General features: G+C 71.1%; 19 protein-coding genes and 2 pseudogenes. 11 read left to right on the top strand and 10 right to left on the bottom strand.

Going from position 1 to position 16,739, the window contains the following annotated elements; translation table 11 throughout:
• Window positions 1-378: 378 nt before the first annotated feature.
• Window positions 379-1,260: a LysR substrate-binding domain-containing protein gene (locus tag F6X53_RS09340; protein WP_150999734.1), complete on the bottom strand. Its 882-nt coding sequence runs from the start codon at window positions 1,258-1,260 to the stop codon at window positions 379-381.
• Between the two features lie 93 nt (window positions 1,261-1,353).
• Between F6X53_RS09340 and F6X53_RS09335 the strand changes: the two genes are divergently transcribed.
• From F6X53_RS09335 to F6X53_RS09325, 3 genes are all read left to right on the top strand, one after another.
• The gene (locus F6X53_RS09335; RefSeq protein ID WP_150999733.1) at window positions 1,354-2,586 is read left to right on the top strand and encodes an MFS transporter; all 1,233 of its coding nucleotides are present in this window, start codon (window positions 1,354-1,356) and stop codon (window positions 2,584-2,586) included.
• Window positions 2,587-2,784: 198 nt separating this feature from the next.
• A complete protein-coding gene (locus tag F6X53_RS09330) occupies window positions 2,785-3,213 on the top strand; it encodes a GFA family protein (protein WP_150999732.1) in 429 nt (142 codons plus the stop codon).
• A 136-nt stretch (window positions 3,214-3,349) separates the two neighbouring features.
• Window positions 3,350-4,186: a DMT family transporter gene (locus F6X53_RS09325; RefSeq protein WP_150999731.1), complete on the top strand. Its 837-nt coding sequence runs from the start codon at window positions 3,350-3,352 to the stop codon at window positions 4,184-4,186.
• Between the two features lie 332 nt (window positions 4,187-4,518).
• On the opposite strand, the gene F6X53_RS09320 is transcribed toward F6X53_RS09325, so the two are convergent.
• Entirely contained in the window at window positions 4,519-4,776 is a 258-nt protein-coding gene (locus F6X53_RS09320) for a hypothetical protein (RefSeq protein ID WP_150999730.1), read from the bottom strand.
• Between the two features lie 563 nt (window positions 4,777-5,339).
• On the opposite strand from F6X53_RS09320, the gene F6X53_RS09315 reads away from it, so the two are divergent.
• On the top strand, window positions 5,340-5,567 hold the full coding sequence (locus F6X53_RS09315) for a hypothetical protein (protein ID WP_150999729.1): 228 nt from the start codon (window positions 5,340-5,342) through the stop codon (window positions 5,565-5,567).
• Between the two features lie 55 nt (window positions 5,568-5,622).
• Window positions 5,623-6,117 (top strand): annotated as a pseudogene (locus tag F6X53_RS33125) (Ros/MucR family transcriptional regulator); the annotation flags it as partial.
• A 267-nt stretch (window positions 6,118-6,384) separates the two neighbouring features.
• Here the strand turns inward: F6X53_RS33125 and F6X53_RS32280 are convergent.
• The 4 genes from F6X53_RS32280 to F6X53_RS09295 all read right to left on the bottom strand — a co-directional run bounded on the left by F6X53_RS32280 (window position 6,385) and on the right by F6X53_RS09295 (window position 9,462).
• Window positions 6,385-6,558: a hypothetical protein gene (locus tag F6X53_RS32280; RefSeq protein ID WP_191970760.1), complete on the bottom strand. Its 174-nt coding sequence runs from the start codon at window positions 6,556-6,558 to the stop codon at window positions 6,385-6,387.
• A 47-nt stretch (window positions 6,559-6,605) separates the two neighbouring features.
• Window positions 6,606-6,884, bottom strand: a complete 279-nt coding sequence (locus F6X53_RS09305) for a hypothetical protein (RefSeq protein ID WP_150999727.1) — start codon at window positions 6,882-6,884, stop codon at window positions 6,606-6,608.
• A 140-nt stretch (window positions 6,885-7,024) separates the two neighbouring features.
• Entirely contained in the window at window positions 7,025-8,353 is a 1,329-nt protein-coding gene (locus tag F6X53_RS09300; RefSeq protein WP_150999726.1) for an alpha-amylase family protein, read from the bottom strand.
• 215 nt (window positions 8,354-8,568) lie between these two features.
• A complete protein-coding gene (locus F6X53_RS09295; protein WP_150999725.1) occupies window positions 8,569-9,462 on the bottom strand; it encodes an NAD(P)H-hydrate dehydratase in 894 nt (297 codons plus the stop codon).
• 212 nt (window positions 9,463-9,674) lie between these two features.
• Between F6X53_RS09295 and F6X53_RS09290 the strand changes: the two genes are divergently transcribed.
• From F6X53_RS09290 to F6X53_RS09280, 3 genes are read left to right on the top strand one after another with little or no spacing between them, the layout of a single operon-like run.
• Window positions 9,675-10,148: a GspH/FimT family pseudopilin gene (locus tag F6X53_RS09290; protein ID WP_150999724.1), complete on the top strand. Its 474-nt coding sequence runs from the start codon at window positions 9,675-9,677 to the stop codon at window positions 10,146-10,148.
• Window positions 10,145-10,540 carry a PulJ/GspJ family protein gene (locus tag F6X53_RS09285; RefSeq protein WP_150999723.1) on the top strand — a complete coding sequence of 132 codons (396 nt, stop codon included), beginning with the start codon at window positions 10,145-10,147 and terminating at the stop codon, window positions 10,538-10,540. The genes F6X53_RS09290 and F6X53_RS09285 overlap by 4 nt, the downstream gene beginning before the upstream one ends.
• Window positions 10,533-11,204 (top strand): prepilin-type N-terminal cleavage/methylation domain-containing protein, encoded by a 672-nt coding sequence (locus tag F6X53_RS09280; protein WP_191970759.1) that lies wholly within the window; start codon window positions 10,533-10,535, stop codon window positions 11,202-11,204. The genes F6X53_RS09285 and F6X53_RS09280 overlap by 8 nt, the downstream gene beginning before the upstream one ends.
• A 50-nt stretch (window positions 11,205-11,254) precedes the next feature.
• Here F6X53_RS09280 and F6X53_RS09275 read toward each other — a convergent pair whose 3' ends face one another.
• On the bottom strand, window positions 11,255-11,509 hold the full coding sequence (locus F6X53_RS09275; RefSeq protein WP_150999721.1) for a DUF6894 family protein: 255 nt from the start codon (window positions 11,507-11,509) through the stop codon (window positions 11,255-11,257).
• Window positions 11,509-12,222, bottom strand: a complete 714-nt coding sequence (locus tag F6X53_RS09270) for a Crp/Fnr family transcriptional regulator (RefSeq protein WP_150999720.1) — start codon at window positions 12,220-12,222, stop codon at window positions 11,509-11,511. Before F6X53_RS09270 ends, F6X53_RS09275 begins: the two co-directional genes overlap by 1 nt.
• 307 nt (window positions 12,223-12,529) lie before the next feature.
• Here F6X53_RS09270 and F6X53_RS09265 point away from each other — a divergent pair, with 307 nt between their 5' ends.
• On the top strand, window positions 12,530-13,477 hold the full coding sequence (locus F6X53_RS09265; protein WP_150999719.1) for a Crp/Fnr family transcriptional regulator: 948 nt from the start codon (window positions 12,530-12,532) through the stop codon (window positions 13,475-13,477).
• Window positions 13,478-13,663: 186 nt separating this feature from the next.
• On the opposite strand, the pseudogene F6X53_RS33120 reads toward F6X53_RS09265, so the two are convergent.
• Window positions 13,664-14,251 (bottom strand): annotated as a pseudogene (locus F6X53_RS33120) (type II secretion system minor pseudopilin); the annotation flags it as partial.
• Window positions 14,252-14,446: 195 nt separating this feature from the next.
• On the opposite strand from F6X53_RS33120, the gene F6X53_RS09255 reads away from it, so the two are divergent.
• Window positions 14,447-15,082 (top strand): SCO family protein, encoded by a 636-nt coding sequence (locus F6X53_RS09255; protein WP_150999717.1) that lies wholly within the window; start codon window positions 14,447-14,449, stop codon window positions 15,080-15,082.
• 670 nt (window positions 15,083-15,752) lie between these two features.
• Entirely contained in the window at window positions 15,753-16,133 is a 381-nt protein-coding gene (locus F6X53_RS09245) for a nuclear transport factor 2 family protein (RefSeq protein WP_150999757.1), read from the top strand.
• A 34-nt stretch (window positions 16,134-16,167) separates the two neighbouring features.
• Here F6X53_RS09245 and F6X53_RS09240 read toward each other — a convergent pair whose 3' ends face one another.
• Window positions 16,168-16,737: a prepilin peptidase gene (locus F6X53_RS09240; RefSeq protein ID WP_238298994.1), complete on the bottom strand. Its 570-nt coding sequence runs from the start codon at window positions 16,735-16,737 to the stop codon at window positions 16,168-16,170.
• Between the last annotated feature and the right edge of the window lie 2 nt (window positions 16,738-16,739).

Genomic DNA, 16,739 nt, shown 5'->3' with positions numbered 1-16,739 from the left:
AGGGGTGCGACTTCTCCGGACAGCGCGCACCCCTCACCCCAACCCTCTCCCGGACGGGAGAGGGGGGCCGTCGCGCCGAACCGGACCGGGGCTGCCTATTTTCCAGCCCGTTGCAACGCGATCGGGCGCGGCTCTAGTGGAAGCCGACGCTTGGGACCCGTGCCATCCTCGCCGCAGACAGCGGCCCGCGGTGCCTGCAATCGGACGTTCATCGGCCACCGGCGGCAAGCCCCATCGCCGCGACTGCCCGGGCGCTCGGCCTGGGTGGTGAGCCCCTTCACGGCCTCGGCAAGCAACAGGATCCTGCCCGCGCCCCGACGCCGGAGGCCGAACACGTGCCTCGTTCAAGGGACCTAACTTGTAAAACGACACAGCACTCTAAGGAGGGCAAGTATTCTTCGCGCAGGCGATATCGATGAACGCCCCGATCATGCGAGAATTGCGGCGATCTTGTAGGCAGACAATATGAGCGTAGTTGTAGATCTCGACATCGAGGAAAGGGAGCCATCGGGTCCGTGGATCGGGCATATGCTCGGCATTGGAGACCACCCCGATCCCGACGCCGCTTGCGACCGCCTCGCGAACAGCCTCCCGACTGCCGATCTCCATCACGACATGCGGTCGAACACCGGCTTGGACCATCGCCGCTTCCGTGGCGCGACGCGTGTTCGACCCGACCTCCCGCGCGACCATCGCCTCACCGTGCAGTTCGGCGATCCGGATGCCGGTACGCTCCGGCCGGAACAGCGGATGATCCTTATGGGCGAAGGCGACGATCGGATCCTTGCTGTACTGCGACACCCACAATCGATCATCGCTCTCGGCATAGGCCAGGATCGCCACATCCGTGCGGAATTCGAGCAGGTCTTGCAGGACTGACTTCGAGTTTCCGACCGACACCGAGATCTCGATGCCGGGGTAGCGTGCGTGAAAGGCGATGAGCATCGCCGTTGCGTGGAAGGGACTGACGGCACCCAACCGAAGACGGCCCGTGCGCAGCTCCTGGCTCTCCAATAGGAAATGCCGCGCCTCGGCCTCGTCCGAGAACATGCGTTGCGCGAGGCGCTGTAAGTGGCGACCGGCTTCGGTCAGGTGAAGCCGGCCTCCGGTGCGGACGAAGAGTTCGACCGCGTAGTGCTGCTCGAGAGCCCGGATCTGGGTCGTCAACGTCGGTTGGCTGACATGCAGCACGGCGGCGGCGGCGGTCACGCTGCCGGCTTCGGCGACGGCGTGAAAGGAGCGAAGCTGGGTGTAGCGCATTGATTTTTTATATGGCTGCGGAAAAACCTATCAATTCGACAATCTCCCGTGAAGTGCGTTTCCTCCATGTCCGGAATTGGACAGGGACGCCGCATGTCGATCGCACCGGATCTCGCCCCGGTCGGTGAGACCGCCTCCGCCCGCGAGGCGCAGCGGACGCTCATCGCGACCGGCCTCAATCACGCCCTGCACGACGGCTATACCGACTTGATCTACGTGCTCCTGCCGGTCTGGCAGGGAGAGTTCGGTTTGGGGTTCGCCGCCCTCGCCCTGCTGCGCAGCCTCTACAACGGCACGCTCGCCGCGCTGCAGGTGCCCTCCAGCCAGCTCGCGCGACGCCTCGGTGCCCGCACCGTGCTGATATTCGGCACGCTGCTCAGCGCCGGCGGCTACGCGTTCGCCGGCACGTCCGGCGGTCTGGTCGGCCTCTGCACCGCGCTGGTGCTCGGCGGTGCCGGCGGCAGCACGCAGCACCCCTTGGCCTCGTCGGTGATCGCCCGGAGCTTCGGGCCCTGCGCCCGCGGACCGCTCGGCACCTACAACTTCACCGGCGATCTGGGGAAGGCGAGCGTGCCGCCGCTGGTCGGCTTCCTCCTGACGCTCACGGATTGGCGCACGGCGTTGTGGCTGATCGCCGGCCTGGGTGCCGCTGTCGCACTCGCCGTCGGGCAATTGTTGCCGCGAGACCCCACCTCCGGGGGCGGATCACGGGACGGGAGGCCGCGGGCGGCTCAGCCTCGGAGCGAGGCGCAGAACGGCCAGACCGGATTCCGGCTCCTCGTCGCCATCGGCATGCTCGACAACGCCGCGCGCCCGGCCTTCCTGCTCTACCTGCCATTCCTGCTGCAGGCGAAGGGTGCCGGGCTGACGACAATCGGCCTTGCCCTGTCGCTGGTCTTCGTGGGTGGCGCTCTGGGCAAGGCGGTCTGCGGCCGGCTCGGAGATCGCCTCGGCGTGACCAGGACCGTGATCCTGACCGAGACCGGGACGGCCGCGGCGATCCTGGCCGCGATCGCGCTGCCGCTCGTGCCGGCGCTCACGGTGTTGCCCCTGCTCGGCCTTCTGCTGAACGGCACCTCCTCGGTCCTGTACGGCACGGTGCCGGACCTCGCGCCGGGCGGCCGGGTCGAGACGGCCTTCGCGGTGTTCTACACCTGCACGCTCGGGGGAAGCGCGCTCGCGGCTCCTCTGATCTACGGCCGCTTGGGCGACGCCGTAGGGCCTGGCTGGGCCGCTGTCGCGGCCGCCGCGACGGCGCTCGCAGTCGTCCCGCTCATGCTCAGCCTTTCTCCTCATCTGCCGGCGAAGGCCCCGTCGAGGCCGTGATTCTCGGACGGCGACACGAAAGTCGTCCCGCTCTTCGAGCTTGTGTCTTCGGGCTTATGTCTTCGGGCTTATGTCTTCGGTCTTATGCCTTCGCGACTTCAAGCACGTCGATCTCGAATACAGCATCTACAAATGTTATCGAATTTCTGGAGGCAGAATTTCGACTCAGGCTTAATCTGAACAGGATGGAGGGACAGTATGGTCGACAACACGGACGTTCGGGTTGGCCAGTGCCATTGCGGTGCCGTGCGTTTCGAAGCGACGCTGAGCGATGGCTTCGGTTCGATCCGCCGCTGCACCTGCTCGTACTGCCGAATGCGAGGCGCCGTCGTGGCGATGGCTGCCATGGGCGGGATCAAGTTCCTGCGGGGCGAGGATGCGTTGACGAGCTACCGCTTCCATACGGGAGCGGCGCAGCACTTCTTCTGTTCTCGCTGCGGGATCTACACGCATCATCAGAGACGATCGAACCAAGATCTCTATGCCGTGAACGTGGCCTGCCTCGACGGGGTGAGCCCGTTCGATTTCCCCGAAGTGCCTGTCATGGACGGCATCCATCACACGAACGACACCGGCAGGCCGACACGTCGAGCAGGCACCCTCCGCTTCATCCCGGCAGACGAATGACCGCTGTCTCGCGACGCCGGATTGACGACGCTTCTGCCGAGAAGTCGGCTGTCCATCAAACCAGCCGAACCGGTCATTCGACGGAATGACTGATCTCTCCAGGGGCACTCACACGCGAATAGGCTGCAGGGCAAGCATGTCGCTCGGAATCTGCCTCATCGTTCTCCTGGCCGCCATCCTTCACGCGAGCTGGAACGCCCTGTTGCGCGCCGGTCGCGACAGGTTGTGGTCGATGACGATCATGTGCATCGCCATCGCCCTGGTCTGCGCGGCGCTCGTCCCGCTCCTACCCCTGCCCGCGCGCGAGAGCTGGGGCTACGCTGCCCTCTCGGCCGTGCTCCATGTCGGCTACAATCTCTTCCTGGTGCGCACCTATGCGCATGGGGACCTTGGGCAGACCGATCCGATCTCGCGCGGATCGTCGCCGCTGCTGGTGTCCCTCGGGGCGGCCGCGTTCGCGCATGAGCGTCCCGATGCGATCGCCACGGCGGGCATTCTGCTGGTCTCCGGCGGCATCGTCTCGCTGGCGTTCCAGGGGCGCGGCATCGGGCGTACCAATCTGCTCTACGCGCTGGGTACCGGATGCTTCATCGGCGCGTACAGCGTGGTGGACGGGATCGGCGTTCGGCTCTCGGGCACGCCGGTCGGCTATACCGTCTGGATGTGCCTCCTCTGGGGTGTCCTGGCGCCGCCTGTCTATGCCGCCCTGCGTGATTGGCGCAGCCTCGTGCGAGGCCCCCGCGAAACCTGGGTGGCCGCAGGCGGCGGCATCGCCTCCCTGACGGCTTACGGGCTCATCATCTTCGCCATGTCGCTCGGCCCCATGGGACCGGTCTCGGCCCTTCGCGAGACCAGTGTGGTGTTCGCAGCGCTGATAGGCCGCTTCTTTCTGCGCGAGCACCTGACCGCCCACCGGATCGCAGCCTGCCTTGTCGTCGCGCTGGGTGCCGTGTGCATTGGACATGCTGGTTGAGGGAGCGCCCGGTGCCGAATGTCGGCCCTCCACGGTCAACGGGTTGGACGCGGACGGCACCAAGCTTGAAATTTCGAGCACGCGCTGGGCAGGACCTCGGATCGCCCCGATCCTGCGACAAGGCGCGGCGCGGCCCCTGGGACGATCCCGGGCTCCGATCATCGGCCGGTCCGTCCCTGTCGGTGAAGCCGGCGGGTGTCTGAGAGAATCTGATGCCCAAAACACCGAAACCCGATTCCGCGCAAGCGGAACCGGGTCTGGGCGGAGGAGCCCTGCGGCTGCGGCGGTCGCTCGAAGGCGAGCCGGGCCCGTATCTCAGCCGCTCCGGCGGCTCACATGCGGTTGTTGCGGCGCTTCATCGCCTTGCGGTTGTGGCGCGTGGGCTTGGCCATGGCGCGCCCGCTTGCATTCGGGGCCATGCTGGGGGTGCCGCCGCGGGCGCCCATCTCGCGCTCCTGCCCGGCGAGCGGCCCGCCCGCCTGCGGGCCCGACGTGTTGTAGGGCGAGTTGCCCTGGGCGAGGGCGGGGGCCGCCAGGAGGGCGGGGGCCGCGCAGAGGGCCAGCGACAGGGCGGCGACGGCGAATTTCATCGGGGGATCCTTCCGGGTTTGCCCGCGGGTCCGGTGCTTGGCCGGGCAGGCTTGGGGACCGGCCGTCGGCAGGGATTGCCGCGGCGGCCTGTGAGCGCTTCGGGGCGTCGGCCCGCCAAGCGCGGTGGAGAGGACTCGGTCGCTCCGGACGGGCCGGCCGGTCGGCGCAACGAAGATGGCTCGGTCCATTGCCTGAGGAATTGGCGGAAGAACTTGACGAGAGGACTTGGCGGAAGAACTTGACGTGAAGACTTGGCGCTCCTGAAAACAACCACCGGTTCGTTATCCGATCGGAAATCCGATTCTAGCGATTGTCTAGCGCCCTGTCGTTCCACCGGGGCGCCTCCGTCCGCAAGCGTTCGGATCGCGGGGCCGGCCGGCGGGCGATGGCCCGTCAGTCCATCGGGGCGTGAAGACGTCGGGATGAAGAGAACGTCGAGACCTGCGCACAGTGGAACACAAGAAAGGCGGGACTTCTCATCCCGCCTCCGTGTGCGCGATCGCGCGAGAACCTATGCCCGGACCTGATTCGGCGGAGCCTCCTCACTGTCGGACTGACCGTGATGCTGCATGGCTTCACCTCCGAGGCTGGTTTCGCGCTGGAGCGGGGCTCCATCAAAGCAACCGCCGAAGCCCGGACGGGTTCCGGGCCGGCCCGGGCTGTTTTGGCGGCCCGCGCATCGGCGGTTTCGACCGAATCCGACCGGGCGCGCGACGAACGTCGACGTTACAGCGCATATTTCAGGCGAATTGTGCTTAGAGGCAGTGGATTTCAGCTTTACGCCTATTGACGGGCAAGCTGCGACAATGAACTGAACAGCAGGACCCTGGAAGAGGAATAGAAAAATGGAAGAGCCTGCCGCCACTTTCCAGATCGACTACATCGATCTCGCGTCGGAAATCGTCTCCGCTTACGTATCCAACAACTCCCTGCCGGTGACCGAGTTGCCGGCACTTCTCGGCAATGTCCACGCGGCTTTGTCGGGCCTCGCCAGCGCCGGCGGCGCCAGCACCGAGGCCGCCCCGAAGGCGACGCCCGCGCAGGTCCGCAAGTCGATCACCCACGACGCGCTGGTCAGCTTCGAGGACGGCAAGCCCTACAAGACCCTGCGCCGCCACCTGACGATCCGGAACCTCACCCCCGAGGCCTACCGCACCAAGTGGGGCCTGCCGGTCGATTACCCGATGGTCGCCGCCGCCTATTCGGAGCAGCGCTCCTCCCTCGCCAAGAGCCTCGGCCTCGGCCAGCAGCGCCGCAAGCCGGCCGCCGCGGCCGCCCCCGCCGAGACCGTGCAGGCCCCGGAGCCGGAGGCCAAGGCCAGCCCCAAGGCCAGCGCCAAGGCCGCCCCCAAATCCACCGCCAAGCCTGCCGCCAAGGCGGCCGAGGCAGAAGCCCCCAAGGCGTCAGCGGGTCCCAAGGCGGCTGCCGCCTCCAAGCGCGCCCCGAAATCGGCCGAGGCGCCTTTGGCCGAGAAGCCCGCCAAGGCGCCCCGTGGGGCCAAGGCAGCGGAATCCTCCGAGCCGGCCCCGAAGGCCCGGGCCAAGCGCAAGGTCGCGGCCTGAGGATCGGGCAGGAGCGGGACCGACAGGAGCGGGACCGGCGGCCACTCACCGCCGGGCCCGCTCCCGCTCCTTGGCCCGCAGCGCGAGGATGAGCTCGACATGGCGCCGCGGCAGCCCCTCGAAGGCGCTCTCCGCGTAAGCCCGGCGGAGCCGGGCGCCGATGCCCGCGATGGCCTCCGGGCAGAGCGACGGCACCGGGTTCTGATGGATCTGCATCATCGTTCGTTCATGCTTTGTTCCGATGCGTCAGGGATGCGCCCGCGTGGTTAAGAAACCGTAAACGCGCGCCGCCGCCGCGGCGCCGGCCGATGCGCTGGCCCGCGTGCCCCGCCCGGGGCTGCAACCCGGTGTCTTGGCATGGCGCCCACGCGCCCGGCCTCGTCATTCAGGAATTCCGCGATCGCCCCGGCGACCTCCCGGCTCAGTCCGACCTGCGCGGTGCCGTGCACCCGCGCGGGCTCTAATGTCGCCCAATGATAGACCGTCCAGCCGTCGCCGACCCGGCGAATGGCATAGGCGGGGGTGGTCCAATCGGTGTCGGTCACGGGAATGCAGCCTCGGATGCGCGTCGGCGCCGCGCGGATCCTGAGTGTCGGCCGCGCGTTCCGGGCGCCCTTACGGCGGGTTGGTCGACAAAGTTTCAAGGCGTCGCGCCAACCGTTGCAGGCCAGGCGCGGCCCTGTCGTCAGGCCGCCAGGATCGCCCAGCCATGCGGCGGCAGGCGGACCCGCGCCTGCGCGCCCGCCGCGATCAGCTCGGCCTCGCCGGCCTCGACCGCGCGCGCGCCGGGCGCGGAGAGGTCGGCGCCCGCCTCGCCGAGGTTCAGGGCGAGGAGGAGGCGGCCCGCGCCGGATTGGCAGGCGAGGGCGAGGGTCTCGTTCGTGAGGTCAAGCACCGTGCTCCGCGCGCCGTGCAGCCAGGGATGGCGGCGGCGCAGGCCGATCAGGCTCTGGTGCAGGCGGTAGATCGGCCAGCCATAGGGCGCGAGGCCGGCCGGATCCTCCGGGAAGGCCGGACGGACGGCGTCGTCCCCGCCGGCGCGCTCCTCCTTCACCCCCCGGAACGCCTGCTCGTCCCCGGCATAGATCGAGGGCGTGCCGCCGCAACAGAACAGCACGGCCAGGGCGTGCGGCAGGTGGCGGGGATCGGCGAGGCGGCTGGCGATCCGGGTCACGTCGTGGTTGCCCACGAAGGTGAGGGGCGCGAAGCTGTCGAGGAAGCCGTTATGGCGCTCGAGGGCATGGGCGAGCTCGTACAGGTTGCGGTCGTTGAGCCCGCTCCAGATCGCCTTCCAGAGCTCGTATTGGGTCACCGCGTCGAGGCCGGTCGCGCGCACGATGCCGGCGTAGTCGCCGTGGATCACCTCGCCGAGGAAATAGGCCTCCGGGTGGGCGGCGCGCACGCGCGCCAGCACCTCGGCCCAGAACCGGTTCGGTACCGCGTAGGCGGCGTCGAGGCGCCAGCCATCGGCGCCGCGCCGCAACCAGTGATCCATGACGCCCGCCACGTAATCAACGACCGAGGGCTCGTCGTGGTTGAGCGCCACGAGGGCGTCGTGCCCCTCGAAATTCGCGTGATCGGGCACCGCGCCGGGTCCGCGGCCCCGCGGCCAGGACAGGCGGAACCAGGATGCCAGCGGCGCCTGCGCGCCCTCGCGCAGAACCTCCCGGAAGGCCGGGAAATCGCGCCCGACATGGTTGAAGACCCCGTCGAGGAGCACGCGCAGGCCCCGCTTGTGGGCGGCGGCCACGAACGCGTCGAAATCGCCGACATCGCCGAGGCGGGGATCGATCCGGTAATGGTCGATCGTGTCGTAGCCGTGGGTCGCGGCGGAGAAGATCGGCCCGAGGGCGATCCCCGAGGCTCCGAGCTCGACCGCGTAGTCGAGCCAGCCCTGGAGTCGGGGCAGGCGGCGGAGGGGGCCGGCCTCGCGCGGCCGGGCCTCGGGCTCGGCGCCGACGAAGCCGAGCGGGTAGACCTGCCACCAGACGGCGTGTTCGATCCAGGCTGGCACGCGGCCTCCCTCGGTTCCTCTGACCCCGCCAATGACCCCGCGAAAGGCCTAATCGGCCAGGCAGGCCGCGAGGGAGAACGTGCCCGCGAGCGCGATATTGCCGACGATCAGGAGGGCGAGAAGCGTCATGGTCAAAAAAGAACTCCGGGTTGCGCCGCAGGCCGCGGCACGGGCTCCATCAACGCCAATAGCCACGTTTCGTTGCGGGCCGTGGGTCAGGGAGCGGTCGGCGCGAGATCCGCCAGGATGCCGGGGAACTGGCCGGGCAGCTCGCCGGCCAGGAACCCGAGGGGGCCGACCTGATGCCCGAGGCGCCGGCCCGCCTCGGCATGGACGTGGACCGCCCAGAGCGCGGCCTGGAGCGGGGCGGCGCCGCGCCCGAGGAGCCCTAGGAGGAGCCCCGCCAGGGTGTCGCCCGAGCCCGAGGTGGCGAGCCCGACCGGGCCGTGGGCGCTCGCCCAGGCCTCGCCCTCCGGCGTGCAGATGCGTGTGCAGGCGCCCTTGAGGATCACGATGCATCCGAGGCTGGCGGCCGTGCGCCGGGCGATCCCGACGGGGTCGGCCTCGACCTCCCGCTTGTCGATCCCGAGGAGGCCCGCCATCTCGCCGGGATGCGGGGTGATGATCGCCCGGCCGCGATGGCGGCGCAGCGCCTCCGCGTCGGCGCGCAGGCGCATCATCGCGGCCGCGTCGAGGACGAGGGCCGGACCGTCGCAGCCGAGCAGCAGGTCGCGCGTCAGGCGCGCCACCGCCTCCGCATCCATCATGCCGGGGCCGACGAGCAGGGCCGCGCAGGCCGCGACCCGGGGCAGCAGGGTCTCGAGGGCGGCAGGCGCGATGCCGCCGGCCTGCGTCTCGTCGAGGCCGATCACCCGGGCCTCCGGCAAGGCGAGCCCGAGGCCGAGGGCGAGGCTCGCGAGGGTCGCGACCTGGAGCTTGCCGGCGCCCGCGCGCAGGGCCGCCCGCCCGGCGAGGAGCGGCGCGCCGGGCAACTCGCGGCTCCCGCCGACGACCAGGATGCGGCCGCGCTCCTCCTTGCTGCCGCCCTGGGGGCGCGGCAGGGGCATCCGGCGCAGGGTTGCGGGCGTCAGATCCGTCGGTGCGTGCATGCCTCGCCTCGTCCTTGGCTGCAGCGACAACGCCCGAGCGGGCCGAAGCGTCCCCGCCGGCGCTGCCGGCGCCAAGAGTGTGCCGGTGCCTGCGCCAAGAGTGTGCCGGTGCCGGCGCTGACAGCGCCGCGCTTAAGCCCGCGTTAGCCGGATTCTGATGGGATCGGCCGGATCGCTCCCGATCCCGACCGCCTTCGAGGAGGCGCCCCGTGATGGCCGCCCCACAGGCCGGCACGCCCGCTCCGGCGGCGGCCGGCTTCACCCTCATCGAGATGCTGGTGGTGCTGGCGATCCTCGCCGGCGTGGCGGCGATGTCGGGCCCGGTGCTGAGCCGCATCGGCCGGGGCCAGGCCCTCGATGCCTTCGGCGAGACCCTGGCGGCGCGGCTGAGCCTGACGCGGGCCGCCGCGATCCGCAGCAACGCGATCCGGGGCCTCGCCCTCGACCCGGCGGGGCGGAGCTTCGCCTCCGATGCGGGCCTCGCGCCCCTGCCGATCCCGGCGGAGCTGCGCGTCACCCTGGTGCCGCCGCCCCAGAGCCGCGGCCCCGCGGGGCTGATCCGCTTCCTGCCCGATGGCCGCAGCAGCGGCGGCGAGATCCGCCTGGACCAGGGGGCGGAGACGCGCCTCCTCTCCATCGAGCGCCTGACCGGGAGCGTGCATCTCGGCCGCCCGGGGGCCCCGTGAGCGGCGCCGCGACGGCTCGGGAGAGCGCCCAATCCGGCTTCAGCCTCGTGGAGGTGCTGGTCGCCTTCGCGATCACCGCGCTGGCGATGCTCGCGGCCTTCCAGGCCTTCGGCGAATCCGCCGGCCGGCTCGCCCGCAGCACCGAGGCCCTGCGCCGGACCGAGGAGGCGGCGGCCCTGGTGGCGGGGCTGGCGGCCGAGCCCCTCGCGGTGGGGCGCCGCAGCGGGCGCTTCCGGGACGGCACGCCCTACGAGATCCGGATCGAGGATGCCGCCGCGGCGCTGGGCGCGGGCGCCACCGGGACGCGCCTGCGCGTCGTCGGCCTCTGGCAGGGCCCGGCCCCCTTCCGGCTGGTCCTGCGCACCGCCCTCGTGGGAGGCTCCGGTGGCTGAGGCGGCGGCGATCGGCGGGGCGGCGCGGGAATCCGAGGCGGGCTTCACCCTCGTCGAGGTTCTGGTCAGCCTCGCCCTGGTGGCGCTCCTGTCGCTGCTGCTGCTCCAGGGCGCCTGGACGGCCACCCGGATGAGCCGGCACCTCGCCGCGGCCGAGCGCCAGGCAAGCGTGCAGGCGGTGCGCGACCATCTCCGCCGGACCCTGGAGGACGCGGTCGCGGGGATCGGGGCGGGGCGCAGCGCCGCCTTCGCGGGGGGCCCCGACCGCCTCCTCCTGGTCACGGATTCCGAGCGTACGGTCGAGGCGGGCGGCCAGATGCGGGTGCATCTCGGGCTCGCTCCGAGCGCGACCGGGCTCGCGCCGAGCACGACGGGACCCGGCGCGTCCGGGTCTGGCACGACCGGGCTCGACCTCGTCGAGGCGCGCGGCCTCGACCGGGGCGTGCGCGCCGAGGCCGCGCGGCCGGAGCCCCTGTTGCGGGGCATTGCCGGCTGGTCCCTGCGCTATTACGGCCGGCGCAGCCCGACGCCGCTGGCGACCTGGGGGGAGACCTGGGACGTGGGCGACCGCCTGCCGTTCCTGGTCTCCGTCACGGTGGCGTTCCCGCAGGGCGACCCGCGCGCGTGGGCGCCGCTGGCGGTGCCGATCGGGGGCGCGCGCTGAGGCACCGCCGCCGGGCGCCCCGGGCGCCAAGGGTCTTGAGTCTCCTGGTGTCAGGGCACCTCGTCCGGCACGGTGTCGCTGAAGGGCACGGTCAGGAGGTGCCGGCCCGCCTCGTCGGTGATCTCGAAGGCGCAGACGAACCAGTCGCGGACGATGTCCGTGCGCGTCCGCGCGATGGTGTCGCGCGCCACCGCGAGGGCATGCAGGCGGGCCGCGTCGAGGTCGGGCAGGTCGTCGCCGTCCTCGTCGACCGCGAGGCCCTCCGGTCCCGGCCGATGCCGGAGATGGAAATAGTAGCGCGGCATCAGGCGCCCTCGATCAGGCGGGCATATTCCGCCTCGGGCACGCCGTAGCCGTCATCGGCCGCCGCCTCCAGCGCCTCGCGGTCGAGCACCGTGATGCGCCCGCGCCGCGCCCGGATCAGCCGGTAGCCCTCCAGCGCCTGGACCGCCAGGGTCGTGCTGCTGCGCTGCGCCCCCAGCATCAGCGACAGGAACTCGTGGGTGATCGCGAGCTCGTCCCCGTCGGTCCGGTCCTGGCACATCAGCAGCCAGCGCGCGAGGCGCACCTCGAGGCTGTAGGTCGCGTTCACGAAGGCGGTCTGCGCGGTCTGGATCAGCTGGATCTGAACGTAGCGCAGCAGCAGCCGGCGCAGGGAGGCGCTCTCGTCGACGGCGGCGCAGAAGGCGGCCCGGTCGATGCACAGCACCTCGCCGGCACCCTGGATGAAATGCGCGAAGGGCGTGCGGTCCGCGCCGAGCAGCAACGGCGAGGCCCCGACCAGACCCTCGCGGCCGACGAGGCCGATCTCGACCCGGCCGGAGGACCCCTGCGTGGTGATCGAGGCGAAGCCGCTCTCGGGGAAGTAGAGGTACCGGACCGGCTCCTGGGGGGTGATCAGCACCTGCCGCAGCTCGGTCGGCATCGCCTGCAGGTGCGGCGCCAGCAGGGCGAAATCGCACTTCGGCAGGACCCTCAACAGGCGGTTGCGAATCTCCGCTTGGGAAGGCTGGGACATGGCTCCGCTCCGGTTCAGGGCGAGAGCAGGTGCCGTCGCCCGAGCGCCGATATCAGTCGAATTCGGCGAACGGCAGGTAGATTATCGCCTCCTGGGCACGCCAATGCAAGGCAGTCCAGGATAACATAAGTTACTCTATCATAGGTTATACTAGGCTCAAGCTCGCAAGAATGGGAATTGTCGGGAAAGTCACGAACGAACCCGCACCTGTAACAAATCGTGTTTCAACCGCTTATGAATCATATTGCTTCAGATTTACTTGCCGGCACGCTCGGGCGCGGTCGGCCTCGTTCCGGAGCCCGCGCTCATGAGAGACCTCCAAAGCATCCATGCGGCCTCTCCCCTGCGCAGGGCCGCGCCGGACTTCCCGACCCGCAATCCGCTGGTCCGCAAGCTCGAGCATTTCGCCAGCCTGAGCGAGGCGGACCGCCTCGTGCTGGAGCGCCTGAGCGCCGAGGCGCGCACGGTGGATCCGCATGTGGACCTGATCCGCGAGGGCGACGTGCCGGAGGAGGCGGTGCTGATGCTCGACGGCTTCGCCGGCCGCTACAAGCTGCGCCAGACCGGCTCGCGCCAGATCATGACCTACCTGCTGCCGGGCGATCTCTGCGACGTCGACGCGCCCTATCTCGGGCGGATGGACCACGCGGTCGGGACCCTCTCGACCGCCGCCGTGGCGCGGATCCCGCGCGGGCTCCTGGGGGAGGTGATGCAGCAGCACCCCGCCATCGCGCGGGCGCTTCGCCTCGCCAAGCTCGCCGAGGAGGCGACCACGCGCGAGTGGCTGGTCAATCTCGGCACCCGCTCGGCGCTCGAGCGCCTCGCCCACCTGTTCTGCGAGGTGCTCGCCCGCCTCGAGGTGGTCGGGCTGGCGCGCCAGGACACCTGCCGCCTGCCGATCTCGCAGATCGACCTCGCCGACACGCTCGGCCTCTCGAACGTCCACGTGAACCGGGTGCTGCAGGAATTGCGGCGGCAGGGATTGCTCGAATTCCACGGGCGCACCCTGAGGATCCTGGACCTCGGCCGCGTGCGCGACATCGCCGAGTTCAGCACCTCCTATCTCCAGCCCGGCTTCAGCCCGTCGGAGCACGCCCTCGCCAGACCGACCCTACGATGCCCCGAACAGGGCCGCGACGGCCTTGCAGGCGGGATGGTCGGGGCGGGCCGGGCCCCATTCCCAGGCGGAGGGGCGGCGCCAGGACAGGATGGCGCCGGCCCCCTGGCCCGGATCGTCGAGGCCGACCAGGCCTGAACGGATCGCCCGGGCGCCGCGGCCGGATTCGACCATCGCGGAGATCTCGAAGCGCACCCCGTCGGAGGGCAGAGCCGCCGCGCCGAGACCCGGCCCGCTCAGGGCGCCGGGGGGCAGGCGCGCCGCGAGCCGGCGCTCCATCCGGGCCGGGTCGAGGGCGCCGCGCCCGTTCTGCACCGTCAGCGCCGGGCGCAGGACCGCGTAGATCTCCGGCGTGACGGCGGGGAGCTGGTCGATCTCGTCCGGGCTCGCGAAGGGGGCGTTGCGCGGCCCGTAGGCGAGCCCGGCCTCGCGGTAGCGCCGGGATTCGGCGCCGCCATGGGGCTCGGGCACGTCGTCGGGATCGCGGAAATCGATGATCTGGGCCGCGACCGCGAGCGCGTCCCCGGAGGAGAGGCCGAGGCGGCGCAGCACCTCCTCCAGCAGGGGCCGCGGGGCGGCGTTGAGGTCGAGCAGGCCGCCCTGGTCCTGCAGCACGATGGTGGTGCTGTGCGCGGGGCCGAGGCGGCAGCGCACGGGCTCGCCGTTCAGGGGCAGGCCGGACGGGCTCGCCCGGCCCCGCGCCTCGAGGGCGAGCCAGAGGCCGACGAGCCGCACGATGCCGTCCGCCTCGGCATCGAGGGTGAGCCTGTCGCGGGAGGCGGCCGCCAGCGCGATCGCCGTGCGGGTGCGCAAGGTCACGGCGGCGGCGAGCGCCGAGAGCACCAGGAGGAGCGCCAGCACGGTCGGCAGCACGAAGCCCGCGCGCGCGGTCTCGGCGCGCCCGTCCCGCATCGCCACGCCCCCGATCCTCGCCCGCCGCATCCGCGCATGCCCGCATCCTGCGCGATCCCGCGCCGGATCAGCCTAACGGCCGGCCAGTTAACGCGGCGCTCAGGCAAGCTGATCCAAGCTCGAACTTCGGGTGGCGCACCCGGCTGATCTGTCTTCGCGCATCCGCGCGGGCCTGTCGGCCGGTCGGAGGCGAGAATGCAACTTCCAATACTTTTCCGGGCCGGCTTGATCGCCCTGCCGATCGTCCTGGCGGCGCAGGGACACGCCCGCGCGGAGGCGGGCGCGCCGGCCGCGCCGGCCGCAACCCGGCGGATCGCCCCGATCCCGGATGCCGCGGGCCTCATGGACCAGAATGGCCGGCCCCTCACGGAGGCCGCCTTCGCGGGCCGGATCCGGCTCGTCTATTTCGGCTACACCCATTGCCCGGATTCCTGCCCGACGGCGCTCGCCACCGTGACGCAGGCCCTCGACCGGCTGCCCCCCGAGATCGCCCGGCGCATCGTCCCGATCCTCGTCGCCGCCGACCCGGCGCGGGACGATGCGCGGGTGCTCGGCGCCTATCTGGAGGCCTTCCATCCGGGCTTCGTCGCGGTCACCGGCCCGGTCGCGGCCATCGACGATCTCGCCTGGTCCTACGGGGCCCTGATCCTGCGCCATCCGGACGAGGGGGCGGCGGGCTACGCGGTGGACCATTCCACCGACCTCCACCTCGTCGGCCCGGCCGGCGACCTCATCGCCCGCCTGCCCTACGCGATCGGGCCGGACGCCCTGGCGGAGCGGCTGCGGGCGAGCGCCGGCGCGGCCGCGATGCCCCGGGAGGGCCCGCGCTAGAGCCGCGCCCGATCGCGTTGCAACGGGCTGGAAAATCGGCAGCCCCGGTCCGGTTCGGCGCGACGGACCCCCTCTCCCGTGCGGGAGAGGGTTGGGGTGAGGGGTGCGCGTTGTCCGGAGAAGTCGCACCCCTCACCCGGTCGGCTCGCGCCGACTCGACCACTCCCGGACGGGAGAGGTGAAGCACAGCGTCATTCCAGGGCTCCGTTTCGCGGTCTCGGGATGACGACGCGGGCAGCGCGGCGGGCCCCCTCTCCCGTGCGGGAGAGGGTTGGGGTGAGGGATGAGCGCCTTCAGGATGGAGCATGCGGTCGTATCGCCGACTGAGCGCCGATCGGGCGCACCTCGTTCTGAAAGGTCTCGACCCTCACCCTGTCCCTCTCCCGCACGGGAGAGGGGATCCGCGCCCGCTTCGGCACGGGCGCGGCCGACGGTCCCGTCGCAACGCGATCGGGAACAGCTCTAGCGAGCTCAGCGCCGAGGCGGAGACCGGCTCGGCGCAGGAGAGCGCGTCCCGGCAAAGGCCGAGCGCCGGCTCCGGTGCGCGGTGCGCGCGGCTCGGAACGCTTGCGACCCTTCACGGCCACCCGGCCTGCGTGCTGACATGCGGTTCCTGCCGCTGCCGGATGGCGCGCGGCGACGCCGACCGCGCGGGTCAAGGAGGTTCGACATGCGGGATCAGGAGATTCGCGCGGCCCTGGATCAGCACTGGGCTGCCTCCGACGCGAGCGACTTCGAGGCGGAACACCGGATCTACCGAGAGGACGCGGTTCTCGATTACCCGCAATCCGGTGAGCGGATCCGCGGCCGGCAGAGCATTCAGGCGTCTCGCGCCGCGCAGCCGAACCGGAAACGCTTCGCAATTCGCCGGATCATCGGCACGGGCGATCTTTGGATCACCGAATACGTCCTGACCTATGATGGGCGGCCGTCCTACACCGTGAGCATCATGGAGTTCCGCGACGCGAAGGTGGCCCGCGAGACCCAGTATTTCGGCGATGGGTTCGCGCCGGGGGCGTCGCGCGCGCAGTGGGTCGAGCCGATCACCTGAGGCAAAACCGGTCTCCACTTCGGCGCGGAGCGTTCTAGGGCAGATCGGGCCCGGCGCCCCCGGCCCAGAGGGCGGCATGCAGCCCAAGGGCCAGGAACGGCCCGAAGGGCAGGCGGGTCGCGGCGCCGATCGTCCGGCCGCGCAGGGCCGCGAGGCCGATCAGGACGAGCGCCGAGCCGCTCGCCGCGAAGATCATCAGCGGGAGGCCCGAAAGCCCGATCCAGGCCGTCGCCGCGCCGACGAACTTGACGTCGCCGAGGCCGAGGCCGGTGCGCCCGCGCCAGGCCCCATAGGCGGCGCGGAGTCCCCAGAGCAGGGCGGCCGCGAGCCCTGCCCCCGCGAGGCCCTCCGCCAGGGCCGCGAGCGGCGCCTGCGCGGCCCGCAGCCCGGCGAGGCCGAGGCCGAGGCCGAGGAGCGCGAGGTTCAGCCGATCCGGGATGATCTGCCGGCGCAGGTCGATCAGGGCGATCGGCAGCGTCAGGGGCAGGGGCAGCAAGGCCGCGACGAGCGGGTCGGCGAGGAGGCCGGGCATGGTGATCAGGGCAGGCATGGTGATCAGGGCAGGCATGGTGATCAGGACAGGCATGGTGATCAGGACAGGCATGG

This window comes from Methylobacterium soli, from assembly GCF_008806385.1.
GTDB classification, from domain to species: Bacteria; Pseudomonadota; Alphaproteobacteria; order Rhizobiales; family Beijerinckiaceae; genus Methylobacterium; species Methylobacterium soli.
This window is presented reverse-complemented; position numbering and strand designations above follow the sequence as displayed.

Bases quoted from the DNA above. Each gene is read 5' to 3' on its own strand.
- F6X53_RS09340 (WP_150999734.1), bottom strand. From the start codon at position 1,260: ATGCGCTACACCCAGCTTCGCTCCTTTCACGCCGTCGCCGAAGCCGGC.
- F6X53_RS09335 (WP_150999733.1), top strand. From the start codon at position 1,354: ATGTCGATCGCACCGGATCTCGCCCCGGTCGGTGAGACCGCCTCCGCC.
- F6X53_RS09330 (WP_150999732.1), top strand. From the start codon at position 2,785: ATGGTCGACAACACGGACGTTCGGGTTGGCCAGTGCCATTGCGGTGCC.
- F6X53_RS09325 (WP_150999731.1), top strand. From the start codon at position 3,350: ATGTCGCTCGGAATCTGCCTCATCGTTCTCCTGGCCGCCATCCTTCAC.
- F6X53_RS09320 (WP_150999730.1), bottom strand. From the start codon at position 4,776: ATGAAATTCGCCGTCGCCGCCCTGTCGCTGGCCCTCTGCGCGGCCCCC.
- F6X53_RS09315 (WP_150999729.1), top strand. From the start codon at position 5,340: ATGCTGCATGGCTTCACCTCCGAGGCTGGTTTCGCGCTGGAGCGGGGC.
- F6X53_RS32280 (WP_191970760.1), bottom strand. From the start codon at position 6,558: ATGATGCAGATCCATCAGAACCCGGTGCCGTCGCTCTGCCCGGAGGCC.
- F6X53_RS09295 (WP_150999725.1), bottom strand. From the start codon at position 9,462: ATGCACGCACCGACGGATCTGACGCCCGCAACCCTGCGCCGGATGCCC.
- F6X53_RS09290 (WP_150999724.1), top strand. From the start codon at position 9,675: ATGGCCGCCCCACAGGCCGGCACGCCCGCTCCGGCGGCGGCCGGCTTC.
- F6X53_RS09275 (WP_150999721.1), bottom strand. From the start codon at position 11,509: ATGCCGCGCTACTATTTCCATCTCCGGCATCGGCCGGGACCGGAGGGC.
- F6X53_RS09270 (WP_150999720.1), bottom strand. From the start codon at position 12,222: ATGTCCCAGCCTTCCCAAGCGGAGATTCGCAACCGCCTGTTGAGGGTC.
- F6X53_RS09265 (WP_150999719.1), top strand. From the start codon at position 12,530: ATGAGAGACCTCCAAAGCATCCATGCGGCCTCTCCCCTGCGCAGGGCC.
- F6X53_RS09255 (WP_150999717.1), top strand. From the start codon at position 14,447: ATGCAACTTCCAATACTTTTCCGGGCCGGCTTGATCGCCCTGCCGATC.
- F6X53_RS09245 (WP_150999757.1), top strand. From the start codon at position 15,753: ATGCGGGATCAGGAGATTCGCGCGGCCCTGGATCAGCACTGGGCTGCC.
- F6X53_RS09240 (WP_238298994.1), bottom strand. From the start codon at position 16,737: ATGCCTGTCCTGATCACCATGCCTGTCCTGATCACCATGCCTGCCCTG.